Genomic DNA, 17899 nt, shown 5'->3' on the forward strand with positions numbered 1-17899 from the left:
TCGCCAATATCTTTGGCCTCTATAAACCCAACCGGAATGTCTTTTTAGTTAAAATATAATCTGTCGCACCACAACATTGCCTTTTTGGCTCTTTGGTGGCTCTAATATCTTGTAAAATAGTTTCTAGTAGTTATTGTAAATCGCCTCTGAAGGTCTGTTCTGTTGTATTACCTAAAGTAAATCTTTGGTTAAGATTGTCTATGTAGCTTTCTAAAGTTATGTTTTATTTTCTAGCAATGCTTAAAAAAGACTTTTTTATGAGGAATCTTTTATAATACCAGTTTCTTTTTTAAAAAAAAAGGATGCTCTAAAAAGTGACTGGCAATTGTATTTTTTTTAATAATTGTAAATTTTAATGAAGTGGTTTGCTGTAAGTAAAATAAAGTAGCAGCTTTTAAAATTGTATAACAAGAATTAACCTTCACTAAAAATAGAAAGATCTTTTAACGGTGTTTTTAGTATTTTTGATGGCAGCCTTTGATATAAAAAAGGGTGTTTAAATAAAAGTTTTTAAAGTATTAAAATCATGAATTACAACATCTGCATTTTCTAAAGTTTGATCTTCAGAGAATTTATTTGCATAGCCAAAAACAAAAATATTTGCATCATTTGCAGCCTTAACTCCATTGTCTGAATCTTCTATAACAATACAGTTTTCTTTTGGCGTGTTTCCTAAAATGGCCGCTTTGTTAAAAATTTCTGGGTTTGGTTTTGATTCCTTTAAATCTGCGCCACTAATTTTTGCAGAAAAATATTGATTCAGGTTAAATCTATTAAAAACCCTGTCTATATTTACCATGGCAGAAGAAGACGCCAAAACCAACGTAATTTCTTTCTTGTAGAAATATTTTATTATTTCTTCTACACCTTCCACCAGCTGCAAATTAGGATCGTTTTCAAAGAAATTTACATAGCGTTTTCGTTTCTGTAAAACCAACTCTTCTGGGTTTTCATTTAAATTAAAATGAGACACTAAACGCTGAAAAGCATTTATGGTAGAAGAACCTGTAAAAGATTTGTAAAGTACATCTGAAACCGTAACATTTAAAGACAGAAAGGTTTCGTAATACGCTTTTTTGTGAATTTCTTCAGAATCTATAATAACGCCATCCATATCAAAAATAACGCACTTTATTTGTTGTTGCATTTTCATTAGTTAAAAAAAGAGATGAAGTCTTTACCATTGGCTGCTAGAATGTAAATAAAAAGTAAAACGAAGCCACTGTGTACCAAAAGAGCCATTATTTTTTTAAAAGAATTTTTTTCCTTGAAGCTTTTCATAGCATTAAAAAAACCAATGATAGAAAAAATACCAATCATAAATGTAAGAACTCCTATAATGGTAGAGATTACATAAAAACTAGCATTCTCATGAAACGAACTTAAAATTACAATTAAAAAGGTTAAAATAATGCAAATGATACTTAATTTAAAGGCTTTATTGGTGTTTTTCTGTGTCATAATTTATTCTAAAAATTTTGCTTTTAACGCGGCTGTTGGTAGCATGCAACTGTCTTTTTTACCAAACCATTTGTAGCGGTTTTTTGCGATAAAATCATATATATAATCTCTAAATACTTCAGGGAAAACCCATAACAACCGGGTGAGTTGCCAAAGTCCGCCAAAATCATTCATTATTTTCAAAGCCGCCGTAGATTTTATCTCATAAGAAACGCCCGGTTCATAGAGAATAATTGAGTCGGTTTTAGAAGTATCAATTTTTAAATAATTGATAATTTCTTGTCCTTTTTTAGACTGAATTGCAGCAAATAAAAAGGTGTCTTTTGCATCGAATGTAATGGTTTTTGTAACTGCAGTATTGCATAAATTACAAACACCATCAAACAAAATTACTTTCTTATTTTTAGGAATATCAACCATATAAAACACTGTATTTTATGAATTTTCAAAGATACTTTAACTTTTTTTAATTCGAAAATATTTTGGTTGGGTTTACTTCATGATTCCCCATAAATTATACCTTTAATTTTTCGGTAAAACGACTAAAAGCCGTCCATTAGGGAAAATAAAAAATAGTTACTAGAGCCAAGTTAAACGATTATTTCTATTAGTTAAGCAAGAAAATGGTGGGTTTTAAAAAAAAACGATTTTTCTTGTAACATAATTTATTTTGAGACGTCTTATGTTTGTATTTGGATTGTGCTGGTAATTCCTTTTAACAAAAAATTAGCAATACAAACCTTTAGCAACCAATACTTTTATATCAAAATAACCAACAAATGATTAAAATAGAAGGACTACACAAATCTTACCCAATAGGAAAAGATTCTTTACACGTTTTAAAAGGAATAGATTTACACATAAAAGAAGGCGAATTTGTTTCTATTATGGGCTCTTCTGGTTCTGGAAAATCTACTTTATTAAATATTGTTGGTTTATTAGATGGGCACGATGAGGGTAATTATTTCCTAAATGGGCAATTGATAAAAGATTTAAATGAGAAAAAAGCCGCAATTTTAAGAAATAAGTTTTTAGGCTTTGTTTTTCAATCTTTTAATTTAATCTCGTACAAAACAGCTTTAGAAAATGTTGCTTTGCCTTTGTATTATAAAGGTATGGCAAGAAAAGAACGTTTAAAAGTAGCATTAGATTATTTAGAAAAAGTGGGTTTAAAAGATTGGGCAAATCATTTACCAAATGAACTTTCTGGTGGCCAAAAACAGCGTGTGGCAATTGCTAGAGCTTTGGTTACAAAACCAAAAGTAGTTTTGGCAGATGAGCCAACAGGTGCTTTAGATTCTACCACAACAGATTCTGTGATGGATCTGTTAAAAGATATTAATAACGAAGGAATGACTGTTTTTGTAATTACCCATGAAGAGGAAGTTGCAGAACAGACCAAAAGAATTGTACGTTTAAAAGACGGTGTAATTATTAGTGATGAATTTACCAACGCAGCAAAAGCAATATAAATATGTTTGATTTAGATCGTTGGAGAGAAATTTTTCAAAGCATTAATAAAAACAGGTTGCGTTCTGTAATGTCTGGTTTTACGGTAGCTTTTGCAATTTTACTTTTCACCTTATTATTTGGTATTGTTAGTGGTTTAAGCAATTCTTTTAAAGGTGCTTTTGCAGATGACGCTCAAAATGCCATGTTTGTACGTGTTTGGAAAACGTCTAAGCCTTACAAAGGTTTGCAAACGGGTAGAAAAATTCAGTTAAAGAATAAAGATTATGAGTATATCGCAGAAGAGTACTCAGAAAAAATTCAATATAAATCATCTAGAATTTATAAAAATTTCTTCATTAAATATAAAAATGAAGCAAATTCTTACAGTGTAATGGCTGTGAACCCAGACCATCAATTTTTAGAAAAAACAATTATAGATGATGGTAGGTATTTAAATGAAAGAGATTTAAATGAAAAATCGAAAGTTATTGTTATTGGTCGGTTAATTAAAGAAGATTTATTTGGAGAAAGACCCGCTATAGGAAAAAGGGTAAATGTTAGTGGTAGTTCTTTTTTAGTGATTGGTATTTTTTCTGATGATGGCGGAGATAATGAAGAAAGAAAGGCATTTATTCCCTTAACTACGGCACAATCTATGTATGGTAATAACGATTATATTAGTCAGGTTGCACTAGGTTATAACCCAGATTTAAGTTTAGATAAAGCCATTGCTTTCGGAAATCAAATGGAGCGTGATTTGCGTAATAAGATGAATATTCACCCAGATGACCAAAGCGCTCTTTCTGTAAGAAATATGGCAGAAGCAAATAAAGGAATTGGGCAGTTTATGGGTATTTTATATGCCATCGTAATTTTAATTGGCTCTGGAACTTTAATTGCAGGAATTATTGGAATTTCTAATATTATGATTTTTGTGATAAAAGAAAGAACCAAAGAATTCGGAATTCGAAAAGCATTAGGCGCAAAACCATCTTCTATAGTAGGTATGGTAGTGCAAGAATCGGTTTTAATTACAACCATTGCAGGTTATCTTGGGCTTTCTTTAGGAACTTATATTTTAAGTTTGATTGGGAATAGTTTAGAAGAAGATTATTTTATTAAAGACCCAAGTGTAAGTCCAGAAATTGTTTTTGGAGCAACACTTGTATTGATAAGTGCAGGATTAATTGCAGGATATATTCCCGCAAAAAGAGCTGCAAATATTAAACCTATAGAAGCATTAAGAGCAGATTAATTATGAAATTTTTATTCGATTCAGATACTTGGCAAGAAATTTACGGAAGCATTCGTAAAAACAAAGTAAGAACTGCAATTACTATTATTGGTGTGCTTTGGGGAATTTTCTTGTTAGTGGTTTTATTAGGTGCTGCAAGAGGAATGGAAAATGGTTTTAACAAACTGTTTGGTAATTTTGCAACCAACAGCGTTTTTGTTTGGACGCAGTCTACAGATACCCCTTTTAAAGGTTTTCAAGAAGGAAGAAGATTTACTTTAACAATGAATGACATCGATGTTTTAAAATCGGAATATTCAGACGAAATTAAATTGTTAGCACCAAGAAATCAAACCAACAATTTAATTATAAAAGATTTTAAATCGGGTAACTTTAAAGTTAGTGGCGATTATCCTATTTTAGATCAAATTCAGAAAAAGCAATTATTATATGGTCGTTTTTTAAATCAGAATGATATTGCATCTATTGCAAAAGTTACCGTCATATCAGAAGATATGTACAAACAATTATTTGATAAAGATGAGTTTCCGATTGGGCAATACATTAAAATAAATAGCATTAGTTATAAAGTTATTGGTGTTTACAAACCCTCTAACACCATAGATTTTGATGGAGATTGCGCGTATGTTCCGTTTTCTACCTTCAGAAAAGTGTACAATACAGCCAATAAGGTGGATTGGATGATGATTACTGCGCATGAAGGCACAGATATCGAACAAATGGAAAGTGATGTCTTGTTAACTTTAAAAGGGTTGCACAAAGTACACCCAGACGATGAAAGAGCATTTGGTAGTGTAAACTTAGGAAAAGAAATAGGTAAAATTACTGGTTTTATAACAGGTATGCAGTTTTTAACCTGGTTTGTAGGTATTGCCACTTTAATTGCGGGCGTTTTTGCCATTGGTAATATTCTATTAATTACCGTAAAAGAACGTACAAAAGAAATTGGAATTAGAAGAGCGCTAGGCGCAACACCAAAAAGTATTAGACAGCAAATTGTGTTAGAATCTGTTTTTTTAACCACAGTAGCTGGTATGTTAGGTATTATTTTCGGGAGTGTAGTTTTGTTTCTAATTGACATGGCATTTGGTCAAGGAGAAGATGCAGCATTAATAAACCCAACAGTAAATATTCCTATTATATTGATCGCATTTGTCACGTTAATTGTGTTAGGAACCTTAATAGGACTAATTCCTGCGCACATGGCAACAGTAGTAAAACCAATAGAAGCATTAAGAGAAGAATAAAATCAATCAACAAAAATCATGAGTAAAAGATCTAAAATTATTTTAATAGTTATTGCAGTATGTTTTATTGCAGCACTTGTTTGGTTCGGTAAAAAGAACAAAAAGAGTCTTGTAGAATATGAAACAGAAACACCTTTTAGAACCACAATTGTTAAAAAAACTGTTGCAACAGGAAAAGTAATTCCTTTGGAGGAAATTGAAATTAAACCTCAAATTACAGGAATTATAGACAAGGTAATCTTGTTAGAAGGTTCTAAAGTTAAAAAAGGAGATTTAATTGCAGTGGTAAGAGTGGTGCCAAACGAGCAATCTTTAATTAGTGCTAGAGGTAGAGTAGACAATGCTAAACTAAGAGTAGATAACGGACTTGTTTCTTACAAAAGAACGAAGAATTTATTTGACAAAGGTGTAGTTGCAAGAGCAGAATATGAAGGTGTAGAATTATCTTACAACCAAGCAAAACAAGATTTAAAGAATGCTCAGAACGACTACTTAATCATTAAAAGAGGTTCTGCAGGTTCTGGTGGTGCAGCAAATACCAATATTATCGCACAGATGTCTGGGACTATTTTAGAGATTCCTGTAAAAGAAGGAGACCAAGTAATTCAGTCGAACAATTTTAATGCAGGTACAACCATCGCATCGATTGCAGATATGAGTAAAATGATTTTTGAAGGAAAAGTAGACGAATCTGAAGTTGGTAAACTTGTAAAAGGTACCGATATAGAGGTTTCAATTGGTGCTATCGAAGGAACTAAATTCCCTGCAAAACTAAACTTTATTGCTCCTAAAGGAACAGATGAAGGTGGTGCTGTTCAATTTAAAATTAAAGCTGATGTTTCCTTAGATGACAAATTCTTTATTAGAGCGGGTTATAGTGCGAATGCAGACATTGTTTTAGTAAAAAAAGACAGTGTTTTAGCAATAAAAGAAGGATTGTTAAAGTTTGATAAAAAAACTGAAGAGCCTTATGTTGAAGTAAAAACTGGAGAAGGGACTTTTGAGAAAAGAACCGTAAAACTAGGAACTTCTGATGGTGTAAATGTGGAAGTTTTAGACGGAGTTACTAAAGATGACGAAATAAAAATATGGAACAAAGCTTCTAAAGACGAGAAAAAGAAAGACTCATAAAGAATAATTGATCTTAAATAAAAGAGGAACTTATGTATGTAAGTTCCTCTTTTTTATGCTTATGAAAATTTACTTTTGATAACTAATGTCTGTTAGAGCGCAGTCGAAAACTCTTTAATTATGAACTAATAAAACACTTCATTACCACCAAACTAAAAAGAACTTCTCAATTTCTCCGTTTTCTTTTTTTAGCCAGCAAAGAGGTGAAAATTCACGGTCTAAAATTGGAGTCGTTGCTTCTTTAAATTGAGAAAATGATTGCCACTTTACGTTTTCATGTGGAACTAGCAACCAATCTTTTTTAATTGGTATGTAGAATTTACACTTTGAAAATTGTGCTAGTTCTTTCAGTTTGCCATAAAAACCAACAATACACTCTTTATTTATTTTAGATAACTGAATATTTCGATTAGCAATAGGAACAAATAATTGTGCCTTAAAATAGACCTGTTGGGCTACATTTTCTGATGATAAATTGATTGTTTTTAAATATTCTAAACATTCATTGGAGTAGAGAAGTGGTAACTGTTTTTCTTTTAGTTTCGTTAGTTTTTCAAGTAAAGAATCTTTTCTATTGGGACCAATAAAATGATCTATCTCAGTATGACCAACAGAAGCATCATATAGATAGAGTTTATAAATAATTTCTAAATGAATTGGTTTTTTTTCTTTTAAAAGGATACAATCTAATTCACCAAGTGTAATTTTTTCTTTTTGAATTTGAATATTTTCTGCAATAATTTCTATGGATGTATTTTGTGCTAATTCGAAGGAAACAAACCGTTCTATGTATTTTCCTAAGCGTAATTTTTCATCAAGAATACTATTAATTTTTGATGATTTGTACGGAATCTCGAAATGATGTAAGTCAAAAACTGCATTGTCTTTCCACAAACAATTTGTTTGTAAAAAACCATCGTATCTTTTTTGTATATCTTTTGTTGTTTGATGCATAATAGATTTTAAATACTTCGCAAATTTACCATTTTTAAATACGTACGATTGAAAAAATAATGAATTCGTGGTAAAAGTTTTATAGAATTCTTTGTAAATTGAACTTTTAAAACTTCTATAAAATGCAATTCGAAAAATCGACCATTAAATACCTACAAGATTTACAAAAAAATAACAATAGAGATTGGTTTGCAGATCATAAAGAAACGTATTTAAAAGAGCAACAAAAAGCGAAAGATGTATTTGCAGCTATTAATTATAATTTGCAAAAGCACGACGAAATAGAGAAATCTAAAATGATGCGTATTTATAGAGATGTTCGTTTTTCTAAAGACAAAACACCTTACAAAGCACATTTTGCAAATTCTTTCTCTCGATTAGGAAAAGATTTAAGAGGTGGTTATTTTTTAAAAATAAGACCAGGAGAAAGCTTTTTAGCAGGCGGCTTTTGGGAACCTAATAAAGAAGATTTATTAAGGTTAAGAAAAGAAATTGAGTTAGATGCTTCGGAAATTAAAGACATTTTAAAGGATAAAAACTATCAAAAATATTTTGGTGGAAAATTTGAAAGTTTTTCGGAATTAAAAACAGCTCCAAGAGGTTTTGATAAAGAACACCCAGATGTAGATTTATTACGAAAAAAAGGATTTATAGCAACCAGAAACTTTACAGATGCAGAAGTATTAGCGCCTAATTTTGTAGCGGAAGTAGATAAAAGCTATAAAGCATTACGTCCGTTTTTTAACTTGTTTAGTGATATTTTATCAACGAACTTGAATGGAGAATCTTTGAGTTAAAAGGGATACAAAGAGATATTTAATCTTGCTTATTTAACAAGCCTCATGTCGTTTTGAAATGAGCTTTTAGCGATGGAGAAATCTTAAAGTTTTTAAATTTACGGGTTCTTCTTTATAGCTTCGTGAGATTCTATTAATCAACTTAATTTTGTTTTACAAAAAAAAAGTATAAAACAAGCTCTGTTGTTATAGGGTTGTTTGTGAATTATAGGTTTAGAATCTTTTAATATGAGTTTTTTTGGTTTTTAAGGAGTTTTTAGCAACGCTACTTGGTAGGCAAAATTTGCGTTAGGGATTGAAACGGCATCCTTTTAAACTGTTCCCGAAACTTCGGGATAAAACAGTTTTAAAGATAGAGTGTAAAGCCCGACCTTTTAAGGGAACGCCCAAAACTATCTTATTAAATTCTTGTATTGATAGGCTTCAAAAATTAAATTTTTACTTCAAATTTCGATTAACTTCTCGTCTTAACACCAAAACAGTAATAATTGTAGACAGTACATCTGCAATAGGAAATGACCACCAAACGCCATTTATACCAAAGTAGATTGGTAGAAAATATGCCAACGGAATTAAAAATATTCCTTGTTTTAAAAGTGTTAAAAATAAGGCGGGCATTACTTTTCCTGCTGCCTGAAAATACGCTGCCCCCACTAATTGCATGGTTACAACTGGTGTAACTAAAAAGACAATTAACATGGCATCTGGTGTGTTTTCTAAGAGCGTTGCATCGTTTGTGAAAATCCAAATAATTTCTTCCTTAAAGGTAGCAATTGCTATAAAAATTAGGGTTCCAATAATAGATCCAAAATAAATAGATTTCTTGATGGTTTCTTTAACTCGGTCGTTTTTTTCTGCACCAATATTGAAGCCTGCAACGGGTAAAAAACCTTGAGAAATACCTAGAATTGGAGATAAAGCGAACATCATTACTCTATTGATAATTCCGAAAACTGCAATAGAAATTTCTCCACCATAGGTAAATAGTGAGTAATTTAAAACGATCATTAAGATACTAATTGCACCTTGTCTAACTACAGAAACGCCACCTATTTGTGTGATTTCTTTCACTATTTTAAAATCTAATTTAAAGTTCTTCGGAATAATTTTTAATTCACTTTTAGATGATAAAAAGAAATATAAAATATACAAACCACAACTCGCATAAGAAATAGAAGTAGCTAAACCTGCACCATACATGCCCCAATTAAAATATTTTATAAATAAAATATCTAGCAAAACATTTAAAACAGCAGGAACCATCATTGCATACATGGCATATTTTGGTTTTCCTTCTGCTCTAATTGTTGGGTTTCCCATCATTGCAAATGCTAAAAAGGGAACTCCGTAAATAATTACGTTAAAATATTCTGATGCAATTGGTAAAATATCTCCTTTTGCGCCAAATAAATTTAAAATAGGAACGCTAAAAATGTTTCCAATGATTACAAAAATAATGGCGAGAATAACCGTTAAACTAATCTGATTCCCGAAACTTAAGAAAGCTTTTTCAGGATTGTTTGCACCTAAAGCTCTCGAGATTATAGAACTTCCTCCAATTCCAATTCCCATTCCTATAGAAGAAATTAAAAAAGCAATAGGTAATACCACTGTAATTGCGGCAATTGCCAAAACACCAATCCATTGTCCCACAAAAATAGTGTCTACAATCATGTTTAAAGACATTACAAGAATTCCTATAGTTGCAGGAACCGCTTGTTTTACCAATAATTTGCTTATTTTTTCTGTACCTAATTCGTTCGCTAGTTTGTTCATAGAAGTAGTGCAAAGAACGTAAATATTAAGTAAAAAGGAAGCTGAATAATTGTTATAGAATTATTAAAATTTATAAATTTGTACAAAATAGTAGAATGAAAGATATTTTTGAAGTAAAAGTAACGGTAACATCGGAAAATATAGACGATTTAAATCATGTAAACAACGTGGTTTATGTACAATGGATGGACACAGTTGCTTTTAAACATTGGGCATTTTTAACGAGAGATACTCCTTTGCCACAATATATTTGGGTTGTTTTAAAACATGAAATCGAATATTTAAAACAAGCTGTTTTAGGAGATGAAATTACGGTAAAAACGTGGGTTGGTGAAACGAGTGGTTTTAAATCGGAACGTTTCATGGAGTTCTATAGAGAGAATCAATTATTGGTAAAAGCTAAAACAGTTTGGGGAATGTTAGATGTATTAAAGTACAAACCAGCAAGAATTAGAGAAGATGTAATGAAGGTTTTGTATCCTTAAAAAAGAGGTTATTTATATTACAAATATCCTAATTATGAGGTTCAAAATTTAGAATTAACGGTATCCGTTTCTTTAAATAAAACAACATCATAATTTGTTCGTTTATAGTTGAATAAAATCCAAACCCTTTTCCAATTATTAACATCAATAAAAGTATCTTTGCACAAAATTTAGAGACAAAATGGCTTCATTTTCAGAGTTAGGGATAAAATCCTCATATATAAAATCGATTAAAGAATTAGGGATTTCTGAACCTTCAGAAATTCAAGAAAAAGGAATTCCTATTTTATTAAAATCTAAAACAGATTTTATTGGTTTGGCACAAACAGGTACGGGTAAAACGGCTGCTTTTGGTTTGCCAATTTTACACCATATAGATACAACATCTAACAATATACAAGCGTTAATTTTATCGCCAACTAGAGAATTAGTACAACAGATTAAAAAGCAGTTGTTTAAGTTTACTAAGTATGATGAAGAAAAGATATTTATTGAAGCTGTTTTTGGTGGAGAAAAAATAGATAGACAAATAGGTAATTTAAAAAGAACTACACATGTTGTTGTTGCAACTCCTGGTAGATTAATCGATTTAATAGAACGTGGAGATATTGACATTAGTCATGTAAACACCGTTGTTTTAGATGAAGCTGATGAAATGTTAAGTATGGGCTTCAAGCAAGATTTAAATAGAATCTTGAAGTTTACAGTTAAGAACGATAGAAATACGTGGTTATTTTCTGCTACAATGCCAGAAGAGATTAAGAAAATTGTAAAAACTTATATGGATTCTAATGCGCCAAGAATTGAGATTAATCCGGATTCTTTGGTAAATGAAAATATTAGACATCAATTTGTAAAAACTACAATTAAAGAAAAAGCAGGTAAAATTATTTCTTTTTTAGAAAAAAGAGGGGCACAACGTGGTATTATCTTTTGTAGAACAAAAGCAGGCGCACAAAATTTAGCAGAATTATTAATTGAAGAAGGTTTTTCTACAGCCGCTTTAGAAGGTGATATGCAACAAAAAGAACGTGACAAAGTAATGCGTGCTTTTAAAAATGAAAGTTTACAATATTTAGTTTCTACAGATGTTTCTGCTCGTGGAATTGATGTAAGAGATTTAGAGTTTGTAATTCATCATCAATTACCAGAACAATTAGATTATTATACACACAGAAGTGGTAGAACTGCTAGAGCTGGTAAAACAGGAATTTCGATAGCATTTGTTTTGCCTTATGAAATTGAGAGAATTCACGAAATACAGAGAGATTTAAATATTAAATTTACAGAGGTAGAGGTGTAATGAGTGTTATTTATGTATTAGATATTTTAGGAACCTTTGCCTTTGCCATTAGTGGTGCATTAGTTGCTTTAGATAAAAAATTCGATATTTTTGGAGTTATAATTATTGCGTTTGTTACCGCTGTTGGAGGTGGAATGTTGCGTGATGTCTTAATAAATGCGCATCCCATAAATTGGATTGCAGATCTAAACTACTTATATGTTATATTTACTGCTGTAATGTTTACTTTTCTTTTTAAAAGTAAAATTGCCTATTTAAGTAAAACAATGTTTTTATTTGATACGATTGGCATTAGTGTCTTTACTTTATTAGGTTTAGAAAAGGCATTAGCAATTGATTTACACCCAATTATTGCTTTAGTAATGGGAATGGTTTCTGCTGTTTTTGGTGGTGTTTTAAGAGATGTTTTAACGACTAAAATTCCGTTAATTTTTGAAAAAGAAATATATGCTTCTGCTTGTTTGTCTGGCGGAATAGTGTATTTAATCTTAAATTATTTTAGGGTTGATGAAAATATCAACTTTATAATTTCTGCGGCTGTAGTTGTAATAATTAGAGTAATTGCTGTGAGGTTTCACTTAGAACTTCCGAAAGTAAAAAGTGATTTATTTACAATATTTAAAAAATAAAGATGTTGGTCTTTGAAACAATTTCTGACCTTAAAGAAATAGTAGGCAAAGATTTACCAACAGGAAATTGGTATGCGGTTACGCAAGAAATGATTACCGATTTTGCTAATGCTACTTTAGACAAACAATGGATTCATGTAGACGAAGCTAGAGCAGCAAAAGAATCTCCTTTTAAAAGTACTATTGCGCATGGTTTTATGTCGGTTTCTATGATTTCTAAATTGTTAGAAGATGTTTTTACGATTAAGAGTTTAAAAATGGGACTGAATTATGGCTTGAATAAAGTCCGTTTTCCAAACCCTGTTCCTGTAAATAGTCACTTAAGAATGCTTTCTAAAGTGATTGCAATTGAGCCGTTAGCAAATAACGGAGTGAAAGCAACCTTTTCTTGCACCATAGAAATTAAAGGAGAAGACAAACCTGCTTGTGTTGCCGAATTTTTAGCAGCTTTCTATGAGTAGAAAAGCGAATGAATAAACTGCTGTTAATTTGTACTATTTTAAAATTCCGTCTGGAATACATTTTTTAGCATACCAATATAGAAAAAGAGAAAATAGCGGAATTATGACCAACATTACATATTCAAAATAGCCATACAATTCTTTTCCTGGATTTATAAACAGGTTGTAAATTGTTTGAATAGCTACTGCAATTAAACCTATAAGTAGCAATGTTTTTGCTTCTTTTTTTCTCAACAATAATAAAATACACCCTAAGAGAGAAGAAAAGACTGCAATTGCAAAAATGGCTGTCACCCAAGAAGGTAGGTTAAATATAATTTCTAATTGTTCTTGCGAGTACATCGTTTTAAAACGTGCTGTTTTATAAGTCTGATTTAAATAACCATCTACACCCATTACATTCCATATAAGTCCCGTAATTCCGATAACCCAAAAGGCAATACTGGGTTTAGTTGTATCTGTTGTCATGATAATAGTAGGATTGTTTTGCATAAATATACGAAACAAATAATTTATTCAGAAAAAGAAATAACAGCTTCTTTAAATAAATTTGCTTTTGCTTTAAAGAAAGAGTTTTCTAAACCAATTGCTTTTAATCTAGAATCGATGTATTTTTCTTCTCTATAATTTACCAAAAATAAAGAGCTTTCGCCTAAGAAAAATTTACGTTCTTCAGCTTTTAGTAAAATATCATAATCTCTTACTATTTTAAAAGTGAAGTCATTTTGTAAAATATAAGAAGCTAATTCTTGCTGTATGGCGTTTATTTTATTTCTGATGACTACTTTTGTTGCGTTATTTTCTAACCTTTTATCTTGTAACTTTATTTTTGCCAACTTTAAATCTCCTCTTTCTTTTCTTATAAATAAAGGCATGCTAAAATTAATTCCTGCTTTATAATTGTTGTTGTTGAAAGCATTTATTTGATCTCCTTTTGAAGAAATAAAATGATACTGAACATCAATTTTTGGTAATAGATTATTCTCTTTTAGACGTTTTTCTTCATTTAAACTTTTAATTTTAAAACCTAAAGATTTTATTTTTGGGTGATTTTCAATGTCAAAATTTTTAGTATTAAAAAGTGCAATATTAAACGTTCTGTCAATATGAATAACGGTTTCTATATCTGGAATGATGTTTTCTTTTAATTCGATAGGAGTATTTTCATTCAACCATAAAAAATTAGACAATTCTAAGGATGATTTTACCAATTTAATTTTAGATTTTTCTAAATTTAACTTTCGGATATTTAAAATAATTCCTGCTTCAAGTGTATCTATTGCAGGTTTTTCGCCTTCTTTAAAAGCTCTTTTCGTTCCATTAAAACGGACTTTAGCATTGTTTAAAAAGGATTCATAAACTAGTTTTTCTTTATATGTTTTCAACCAGTTAAAGTAAGTTAAAGAAGCATCGTATAAAATTGTATTCACCAATATTTGTTGGTCTTCTTTTGCCTGATTAAGAAAGAACTTTGCTTGTTTTAAAGATGCCATTCTTTGGTTATTTAAGAATCCTTTTGCTAAAGAAACTGAAACACCAGCACTATACAAACCGTCTAAAGGAACTTTATTTTCAGGGTTTAAGTAAACGCCATCATTTTGTTCAAAATTTGCTTTGAACTCGACGCCATACCAAGTAGGAATTTTAAAGGCACCGTTTAATTTGTTATAATATTCTTTTTCTTTAAAGAGTTTTTTATCAAAATCTATTTCAATTTTAGGATCAAAAGCACCTCTTGCTTTTAATAGTTTCGCTTCACTATTATTAATTACAAGATTTGCCTGTTTTACAATAGGATGGTAATTCTTTACGAAACCTAAAAATTCAGGTAAAGTTAGAATATCGCCTACTTTTTCTTGTGCATTTTGCTGCCAAAAAATCAATAAGAAGAATACAATTAGCTGTTTTTTCATATGATTATTTTTTGGTGTCAGATTTTTCTCTTTTACTTCCTTCTGGTTGGTAATAGTTAGGAGGAAAACTGTTTAATTGTCTCCATAATTCAAACCAAATAGGAACCTCTTCTAAAAGTGCAATTGTTTTTGCACCAGAACCTACTCTAATTGCTGCTGGCCACGTATTATCTGTTTCATCTGGCGCTAATAAAATCCTGTATTTTCCATTATTACTTATAAAGTTTTCAATAGCAACTACTTTTGCGCCATACGTTCCGTAAGAAGCATTTGGCCAACCAGAGAAAACAATTGCTGGCCAACCATCAAACTGAACACGTACTTTTTCGCCAATATGCAATAGTGGTAAATCTATAGGTCTTACATAGGTTTCTACTGCTAAATCATATTTCTCTGGCATAATACCAACCAAAGATTCTCCTTCTTTAAAAGTTCCCCCAATTCCGTCTTTTATAGCTTTATTTATAGAGCCATTTTGAGGCGAAGTAACATATAAAAGGCTGTTTCTAATTTTATAATTACTATTATTATTTTCTAATTTAGATACTTGTGCTTTTGCATCAAAACCGTTAGACTTTGCAGTGTACATGTTGCTTTGTGCTTTTGAAATTTTATCAGTAAATGTTGCGCCAATTCTTGTCAATTCTAATTCAGAATTTAAAATTTCATTCTTACTCGCTAACAGTTTGTTCTCTTGTGCAATTAATTTAGACTGGGTTTCTTGCAGTTTTAAACGTTTCTGCTCCACATCTACCACTGCTTTTAAACCTTCCTTTTGAAGTGTTGCGGTTCTATTAAATTGTTTTTCTGCGATTTTTAAGTTTGTTTTAGCAGCTTCAAAATGAATGCTATCACTTTTAGCCTTTAACTTAGATTGCAGTAATTTATTTTTAGATTGTGCTATTTTTAAGCCACGTTCTTGTTTGAGTGCTTGCACTTGTCTTTCTAAAGCTTGCACTTTTCCTTGATATGCACTTACGGAAGATGACTTTGCACTAATTTGCTCGTTTGTCCTTTCAATTAAACGCTTGTCAAAATAATCGCTTTTTACTTCAGAAATTCTAAGAATAGTATCCCCTTTTTTTACATAATCTCCTTCTTTTACAAACCATTGTTCAATTCTACCAGGAATTCGAGATTGTATTGTTTGTGGTCTTTGATCTGGGGTTAAAGTAGTAACTAAACCTTTGCCTGTAATATTCTGAGTCCAAGGTAAAAAAAGAAGAATAAAACCTAAAATGGCAAAAACGAATAAGAATTTATTCAACGCTTTATAATAATCTTTATTAAAAATCTCTTTACCCGATTCAAATGTTGTTAAATCTATTTTTTTATTTAATTGATTGTTAGAAATATTTAACATAGTTCTTAATTTATAGATTTAATTTCCCCTTTTTCTAAGGTAATTATTTGGTTACATTGTGTTCTCCAACTTTTTTTACTACTCACAACAATTAATGCCCAAGGTCTTTTGGCATCTGTTAAGTAACTAATAACTCTTAAAGTTTCCTCTAAGTTAAATTGATCTAGCGGATCTTCTAAAATCATAATTTTTGGCTGTTTAATAATTGCTCTTGCTAAAATTATTTTCTTTGCAATGCTGTAAGACATTTGTTTTCCTTCAGGATATAGAACTGTTTCTAAGCCGTTTGGCTGTTCTTTTAGAAACTGAGTTAAACCTACAACCCCTAATACTTCATAAATAACACTATCTTCTATAGCTTTGTTCCCAAAAACTAGATTGTCTCTAATACTTCCTTCAAAAGGGGTTTCATCGGAAAGAGATAAACCTAATTGAGAGCGGTAATGGTTTAAATGAAGACTTGTTAAAGAGAGATTATTGATGTAAATATTTCCAGAGATTGGTTCTATAATTCCAGAAATTAATCGTAATAATGTAGATTTTCCGGCACCACTTTCTCCCAATATTAAAATTCTACTTTTAGGCTTTAGTGTTATAGAAATTTTTTTAAGTATGTGTTTTTCTCTATTTTGAACGCCATAAGAAACATCTTCTAACTCTACGGTTAAGCCCTCCTTAAATAATGGTTTTTCACCTTCTTGCGCTTCCAGTTCTTTATCAACAACTTGCCCTAATTTTTCTATAGATGTTAACACATCATAAAAAGACTCTAAACCAATAATTAGTTTTTCTACAGATTGAATAATTAATAAAATTATAATTTCTGCAGCAACAAATTGTCCAATATTCATTTCTTGATTTAAGACCAAAGCACCACCAATTAATAATAAACTTGCAGTTGCTATTACTTTAAAACCAATCATTTGACTAAATTGTAAAATGAGTATTTTAAAATGATTTTCTCTTGCTTTTAAATATTTACTTACTAGAACGTCATTTTTTTGAAGCGCCAAATGGGTGTTTCCAGATAATTTAAAACTGACAACAGTTCTTGCAACTTCCTGAATCCAATGTGCAACTTTGTATTTCATTTTAGATTCTACGAGGCTTGTTTCTAATCCTTTTTTGGCTGTAAATTTAAAAACGATGTATATTAAAAGAAGTAAAAGAATTCCAAAAATGATAAAAAATGAATGATAAAAGGATAATAAAATTAAAGCAAATATAATTTGTAACAATGCTGTTGGTACATCAATTAAAATTTTAGACAACCCTTTTTGAATGTTTAAGGTATCAAAAAAACGATTTGCTAATTCTGGTGGATAGTAGTTGCGCAATTCGTTCATTTTTATCTTCGGAAAGCGATAGCTCAACTCAAAAGAAGCTCTTACAAAAATTCTTTGCTGAATGGTTTCTATAATTCGCAATTGCATTAATTGTAAAGCTCCAGAAAAAAGAACACCAATAGTTACTACAATAACTAAAACTACCCAAGAAGTTGAAATTTGTGCTCCTTGAATTAAATTTATAATCGCTTGTATACCTAAGGGCAAGGTTAAGGCGACAATTCCTCCAAAAACGGCATAATAGAATATCTGAATGATGTCTCTTCTTTCTAATTCTAAAAGCCCTACAAAGCGTTTCCAGGGTGTGAACTTTTTATTTTTCATAA

At 30.6% G+C, this 17899-nt stretch carries 18 protein-coding genes; 9 read left to right on the forward strand and 9 right to left on the reverse strand.

Annotated features, from left to right (window positions below):
* Positions 1–496 precede the first annotated feature (496 nt).
* Genes ES045_RS08255 through ES045_RS08265 form a run of 3 tightly spaced genes read right to left on the reverse strand, consistent with a single transcriptional unit; the run spans position 497 to position 1881 of the window.
* Positions 497–1147, reverse strand: coding sequence for an HAD family hydrolase (locus ES045_RS08255; RefSeq protein WP_410524636.1), 651 nt, complete (start codon positions 1145–1147; stop codon positions 497–499).
* Positions 1148–1152: 5 nt separating this feature from the next.
* A complete protein-coding gene (locus ES045_RS08260; protein ID WP_147115258.1) occupies positions 1153–1461 on the reverse strand; it encodes a hypothetical protein in 309 nt (102 codons plus the stop codon).
* A gap of 3 nt (positions 1462–1464) precedes the next feature.
* On the reverse strand, positions 1465–1881 hold the full coding sequence (locus ES045_RS08265) for a thiol-disulfide oxidoreductase DCC family protein (RefSeq protein WP_147115260.1): 417 nt from the start codon (positions 1879–1881) through the stop codon (positions 1465–1467).
* 359 nt (positions 1882–2240) lie between these two features.
* Between ES045_RS08265 and ES045_RS08270 the strand changes: the two genes are divergently transcribed.
* Genes ES045_RS08270 through ES045_RS08285 form a run of 4 tightly spaced genes read left to right on the forward strand, consistent with a single transcriptional unit; the run spans position 2241 to position 6546 of the window.
* A complete protein-coding gene (locus ES045_RS08270; protein WP_147115264.1) occupies positions 2241–2933 on the forward strand; it encodes an ABC transporter ATP-binding protein in 693 nt (230 codons plus the stop codon).
* Positions 2934–2935: 2 nt separating this feature from the next.
* A complete protein-coding gene (locus tag ES045_RS08275) occupies positions 2936–4168 on the forward strand; it encodes an ABC transporter permease (protein WP_147115267.1) in 1233 nt (410 codons plus the stop codon).
* Between the two features lie 2 nt (positions 4169–4170).
* A complete protein-coding gene (locus ES045_RS08280; RefSeq protein ID WP_147115269.1) occupies positions 4171–5415 on the forward strand; it encodes an ABC transporter permease in 1245 nt (414 codons plus the stop codon).
* Positions 5416–5433: 18 nt separating this feature from the next.
* Complete coding sequence (locus ES045_RS08285) at positions 5434–6546, forward strand: efflux RND transporter periplasmic adaptor subunit (RefSeq protein WP_147115272.1); 1113 nt, start codon at positions 5434–5436, stop codon at positions 6544–6546.
* Between the two features lie 141 nt (positions 6547–6687).
* On the opposite strand, the gene ES045_RS08290 is transcribed toward ES045_RS08285, so the two are convergent.
* Positions 6688–7500 (reverse strand): DUF1853 family protein, encoded by an 813-nt coding sequence (locus ES045_RS08290; protein ID WP_147115275.1) that lies wholly within the window; start codon positions 7498–7500, stop codon positions 6688–6690.
* A 122-nt stretch (positions 7501–7622) separates the two neighbouring features.
* Here ES045_RS08290 and ES045_RS08295 point away from each other — a divergent pair, with 122 nt between their 5' ends.
* Entirely contained in the window at positions 7623–8297 is a 675-nt protein-coding gene (locus ES045_RS08295; protein ID WP_147115278.1) for a DUF2461 domain-containing protein, read from the forward strand.
* A 438-nt stretch (positions 8298–8735) separates the two neighbouring features.
* On the opposite strand, the gene ES045_RS08300 is transcribed toward ES045_RS08295, so the two are convergent.
* Positions 8736–10073, reverse strand: a complete 1338-nt coding sequence (locus tag ES045_RS08300; protein WP_147115281.1) for an MATE family efflux transporter — start codon at positions 10071–10073, stop codon at positions 8736–8738.
* A 95-nt stretch (positions 10074–10168) separates the two neighbouring features.
* On the opposite strand from ES045_RS08300, the gene ES045_RS08305 reads away from it, so the two are divergent.
* From ES045_RS08305 to ES045_RS08320, 4 genes are all read left to right on the forward strand, one after another.
* A complete protein-coding gene (locus ES045_RS08305) occupies positions 10169–10558 on the forward strand; it encodes an acyl-CoA thioesterase (protein WP_147115284.1) in 390 nt (129 codons plus the stop codon).
* Positions 10559–10739: 181 nt separating this feature from the next.
* On the forward strand, positions 10740–11861 hold the full coding sequence (locus tag ES045_RS08310; RefSeq protein ID WP_100945097.1) for a DEAD/DEAH box helicase: 1122 nt from the start codon (positions 10740–10742) through the stop codon (positions 11859–11861).
* Entirely contained in the window at positions 11861–12490 is a 630-nt protein-coding gene (locus tag ES045_RS08315) for a trimeric intracellular cation channel family protein (protein ID WP_147115287.1), read from the forward strand. The genes ES045_RS08310 and ES045_RS08315 overlap by 1 nt, the downstream gene beginning before the upstream one ends.
* A 2-nt stretch (positions 12491–12492) precedes the next feature.
* The gene (locus ES045_RS08320; RefSeq protein WP_147115290.1) at positions 12493–12951 is read left to right on the forward strand and encodes a MaoC family dehydratase; all 459 of its coding nucleotides are present in this window, start codon (positions 12493–12495) and stop codon (positions 12949–12951) included.
* A 33-nt stretch (positions 12952–12984) separates the two neighbouring features.
* Here the strand turns inward: ES045_RS08320 and ES045_RS08325 are convergent, their stop codons facing one another.
* From ES045_RS08325 to ES045_RS08340, 4 genes are read right to left on the reverse strand one after another with little or no spacing between them, the layout of a single operon-like run.
* Complete coding sequence (locus tag ES045_RS08325; RefSeq protein WP_147115293.1) at positions 12985–13419, reverse strand: hypothetical protein; 435 nt, start codon at positions 13417–13419, stop codon at positions 12985–12987.
* Between the two features lie 44 nt (positions 13420–13463).
* Positions 13464–14864: a TolC family protein gene (locus ES045_RS08330; protein WP_147115296.1), complete on the reverse strand. Its 1401-nt coding sequence runs from the start codon at positions 14862–14864 to the stop codon at positions 13464–13466.
* Between the two features lie 4 nt (positions 14865–14868).
* Positions 14869–16227, reverse strand: a complete 1359-nt coding sequence (locus ES045_RS08335) for an HlyD family secretion protein (protein ID WP_147115299.1) — start codon at positions 16225–16227, stop codon at positions 14869–14871.
* Positions 16228–16232: 5 nt separating this feature from the next.
* Complete coding sequence (locus ES045_RS08340; RefSeq protein WP_147115302.1) at positions 16233–17897, reverse strand: peptidase domain-containing ABC transporter; 1665 nt, start codon at positions 17895–17897, stop codon at positions 16233–16235.
* Positions 17898–17899: the final 2 nt, after the last annotated feature.

The sequence above is a fragment of the Polaribacter sp. IC073 genome, assembly GCF_007997075.1.
In the GTDB taxonomy this organism is placed as follows: domain Bacteria; phylum Bacteroidota; class Bacteroidia; order Flavobacteriales; family Flavobacteriaceae; genus Polaribacter.

Bases quoted from the DNA above. Each gene is read 5' to 3' on its own strand.
- ES045_RS08335 (WP_147115299.1), bottom strand. From the start codon at position 16,227: ATGTTAAATATTTCTAACAATCAATTAAATAAAAAAATAGATTTAACA.
- ES045_RS08305 (WP_147115284.1), top strand. From the start codon at position 10,169: ATGAAAGATATTTTTGAAGTAAAAGTAACGGTAACATCGGAAAATATA.
- ES045_RS08295 (WP_147115278.1), top strand. From the start codon at position 7,623: ATGCAATTCGAAAAATCGACCATTAAATACCTACAAGATTTACAAAAA.
- ES045_RS08270 (WP_147115264.1), top strand. From the start codon at position 2,241: ATGATTAAAATAGAAGGACTACACAAATCTTACCCAATAGGAAAAGAT.
- ES045_RS08255 (WP_410524636.1), bottom strand. From the start codon at position 1,147: ATGCAACAACAAATAAAGTGCGTTATTTTTGATATGGATGGCGTTATT.
- ES045_RS08290 (WP_147115275.1), bottom strand. From the start codon at position 7,500: ATGCATCAAACAACAAAAGATATACAAAAAAGATACGATGGTTTTTTA.
- ES045_RS08265 (WP_147115260.1), bottom strand. From the start codon at position 1,881: ATGGTTGATATTCCTAAAAATAAGAAAGTAATTTTGTTTGATGGTGTT.
- ES045_RS08260 (WP_147115258.1), bottom strand. From the start codon at position 1,461: ATGACACAGAAAAACACCAATAAAGCCTTTAAATTAAGTATCATTTGC.
- ES045_RS08315 (WP_147115287.1), top strand. From the start codon at position 11,861: ATGAGTGTTATTTATGTATTAGATATTTTAGGAACCTTTGCCTTTGCC.
- ES045_RS08330 (WP_147115296.1), bottom strand. From the start codon at position 14,864: ATGAAAAAACAGCTAATTGTATTCTTCTTATTGATTTTTTGGCAGCAA.
- ES045_RS08310 (WP_100945097.1), top strand. From the start codon at position 10,740: ATGGCTTCATTTTCAGAGTTAGGGATAAAATCCTCATATATAAAATCG.
- ES045_RS08320 (WP_147115290.1), top strand. From the start codon at position 12,493: ATGTTGGTCTTTGAAACAATTTCTGACCTTAAAGAAATAGTAGGCAAA.
- ES045_RS08285 (WP_147115272.1), top strand. From the start codon at position 5,434: ATGAGTAAAAGATCTAAAATTATTTTAATAGTTATTGCAGTATGTTTT.
- ES045_RS08300 (WP_147115281.1), bottom strand. From the start codon at position 10,073: ATGAACAAACTAGCGAACGAATTAGGTACAGAAAAAATAAGCAAATTA.
- ES045_RS08275 (WP_147115267.1), top strand. From the start codon at position 2,936: ATGTTTGATTTAGATCGTTGGAGAGAAATTTTTCAAAGCATTAATAAA.
- ES045_RS08340 (WP_147115302.1), bottom strand. From the start codon at position 17,897: ATGAAAAATAAAAAGTTCACACCCTGGAAACGCTTTGTAGGGCTTTTA.
- ES045_RS08280 (WP_147115269.1), top strand. From the start codon at position 4,171: ATGAAATTTTTATTCGATTCAGATACTTGGCAAGAAATTTACGGAAGC.
- ES045_RS08325 (WP_147115293.1), bottom strand. From the start codon at position 13,419: ATGACAACAGATACAACTAAACCCAGTATTGCCTTTTGGGTTATCGGA.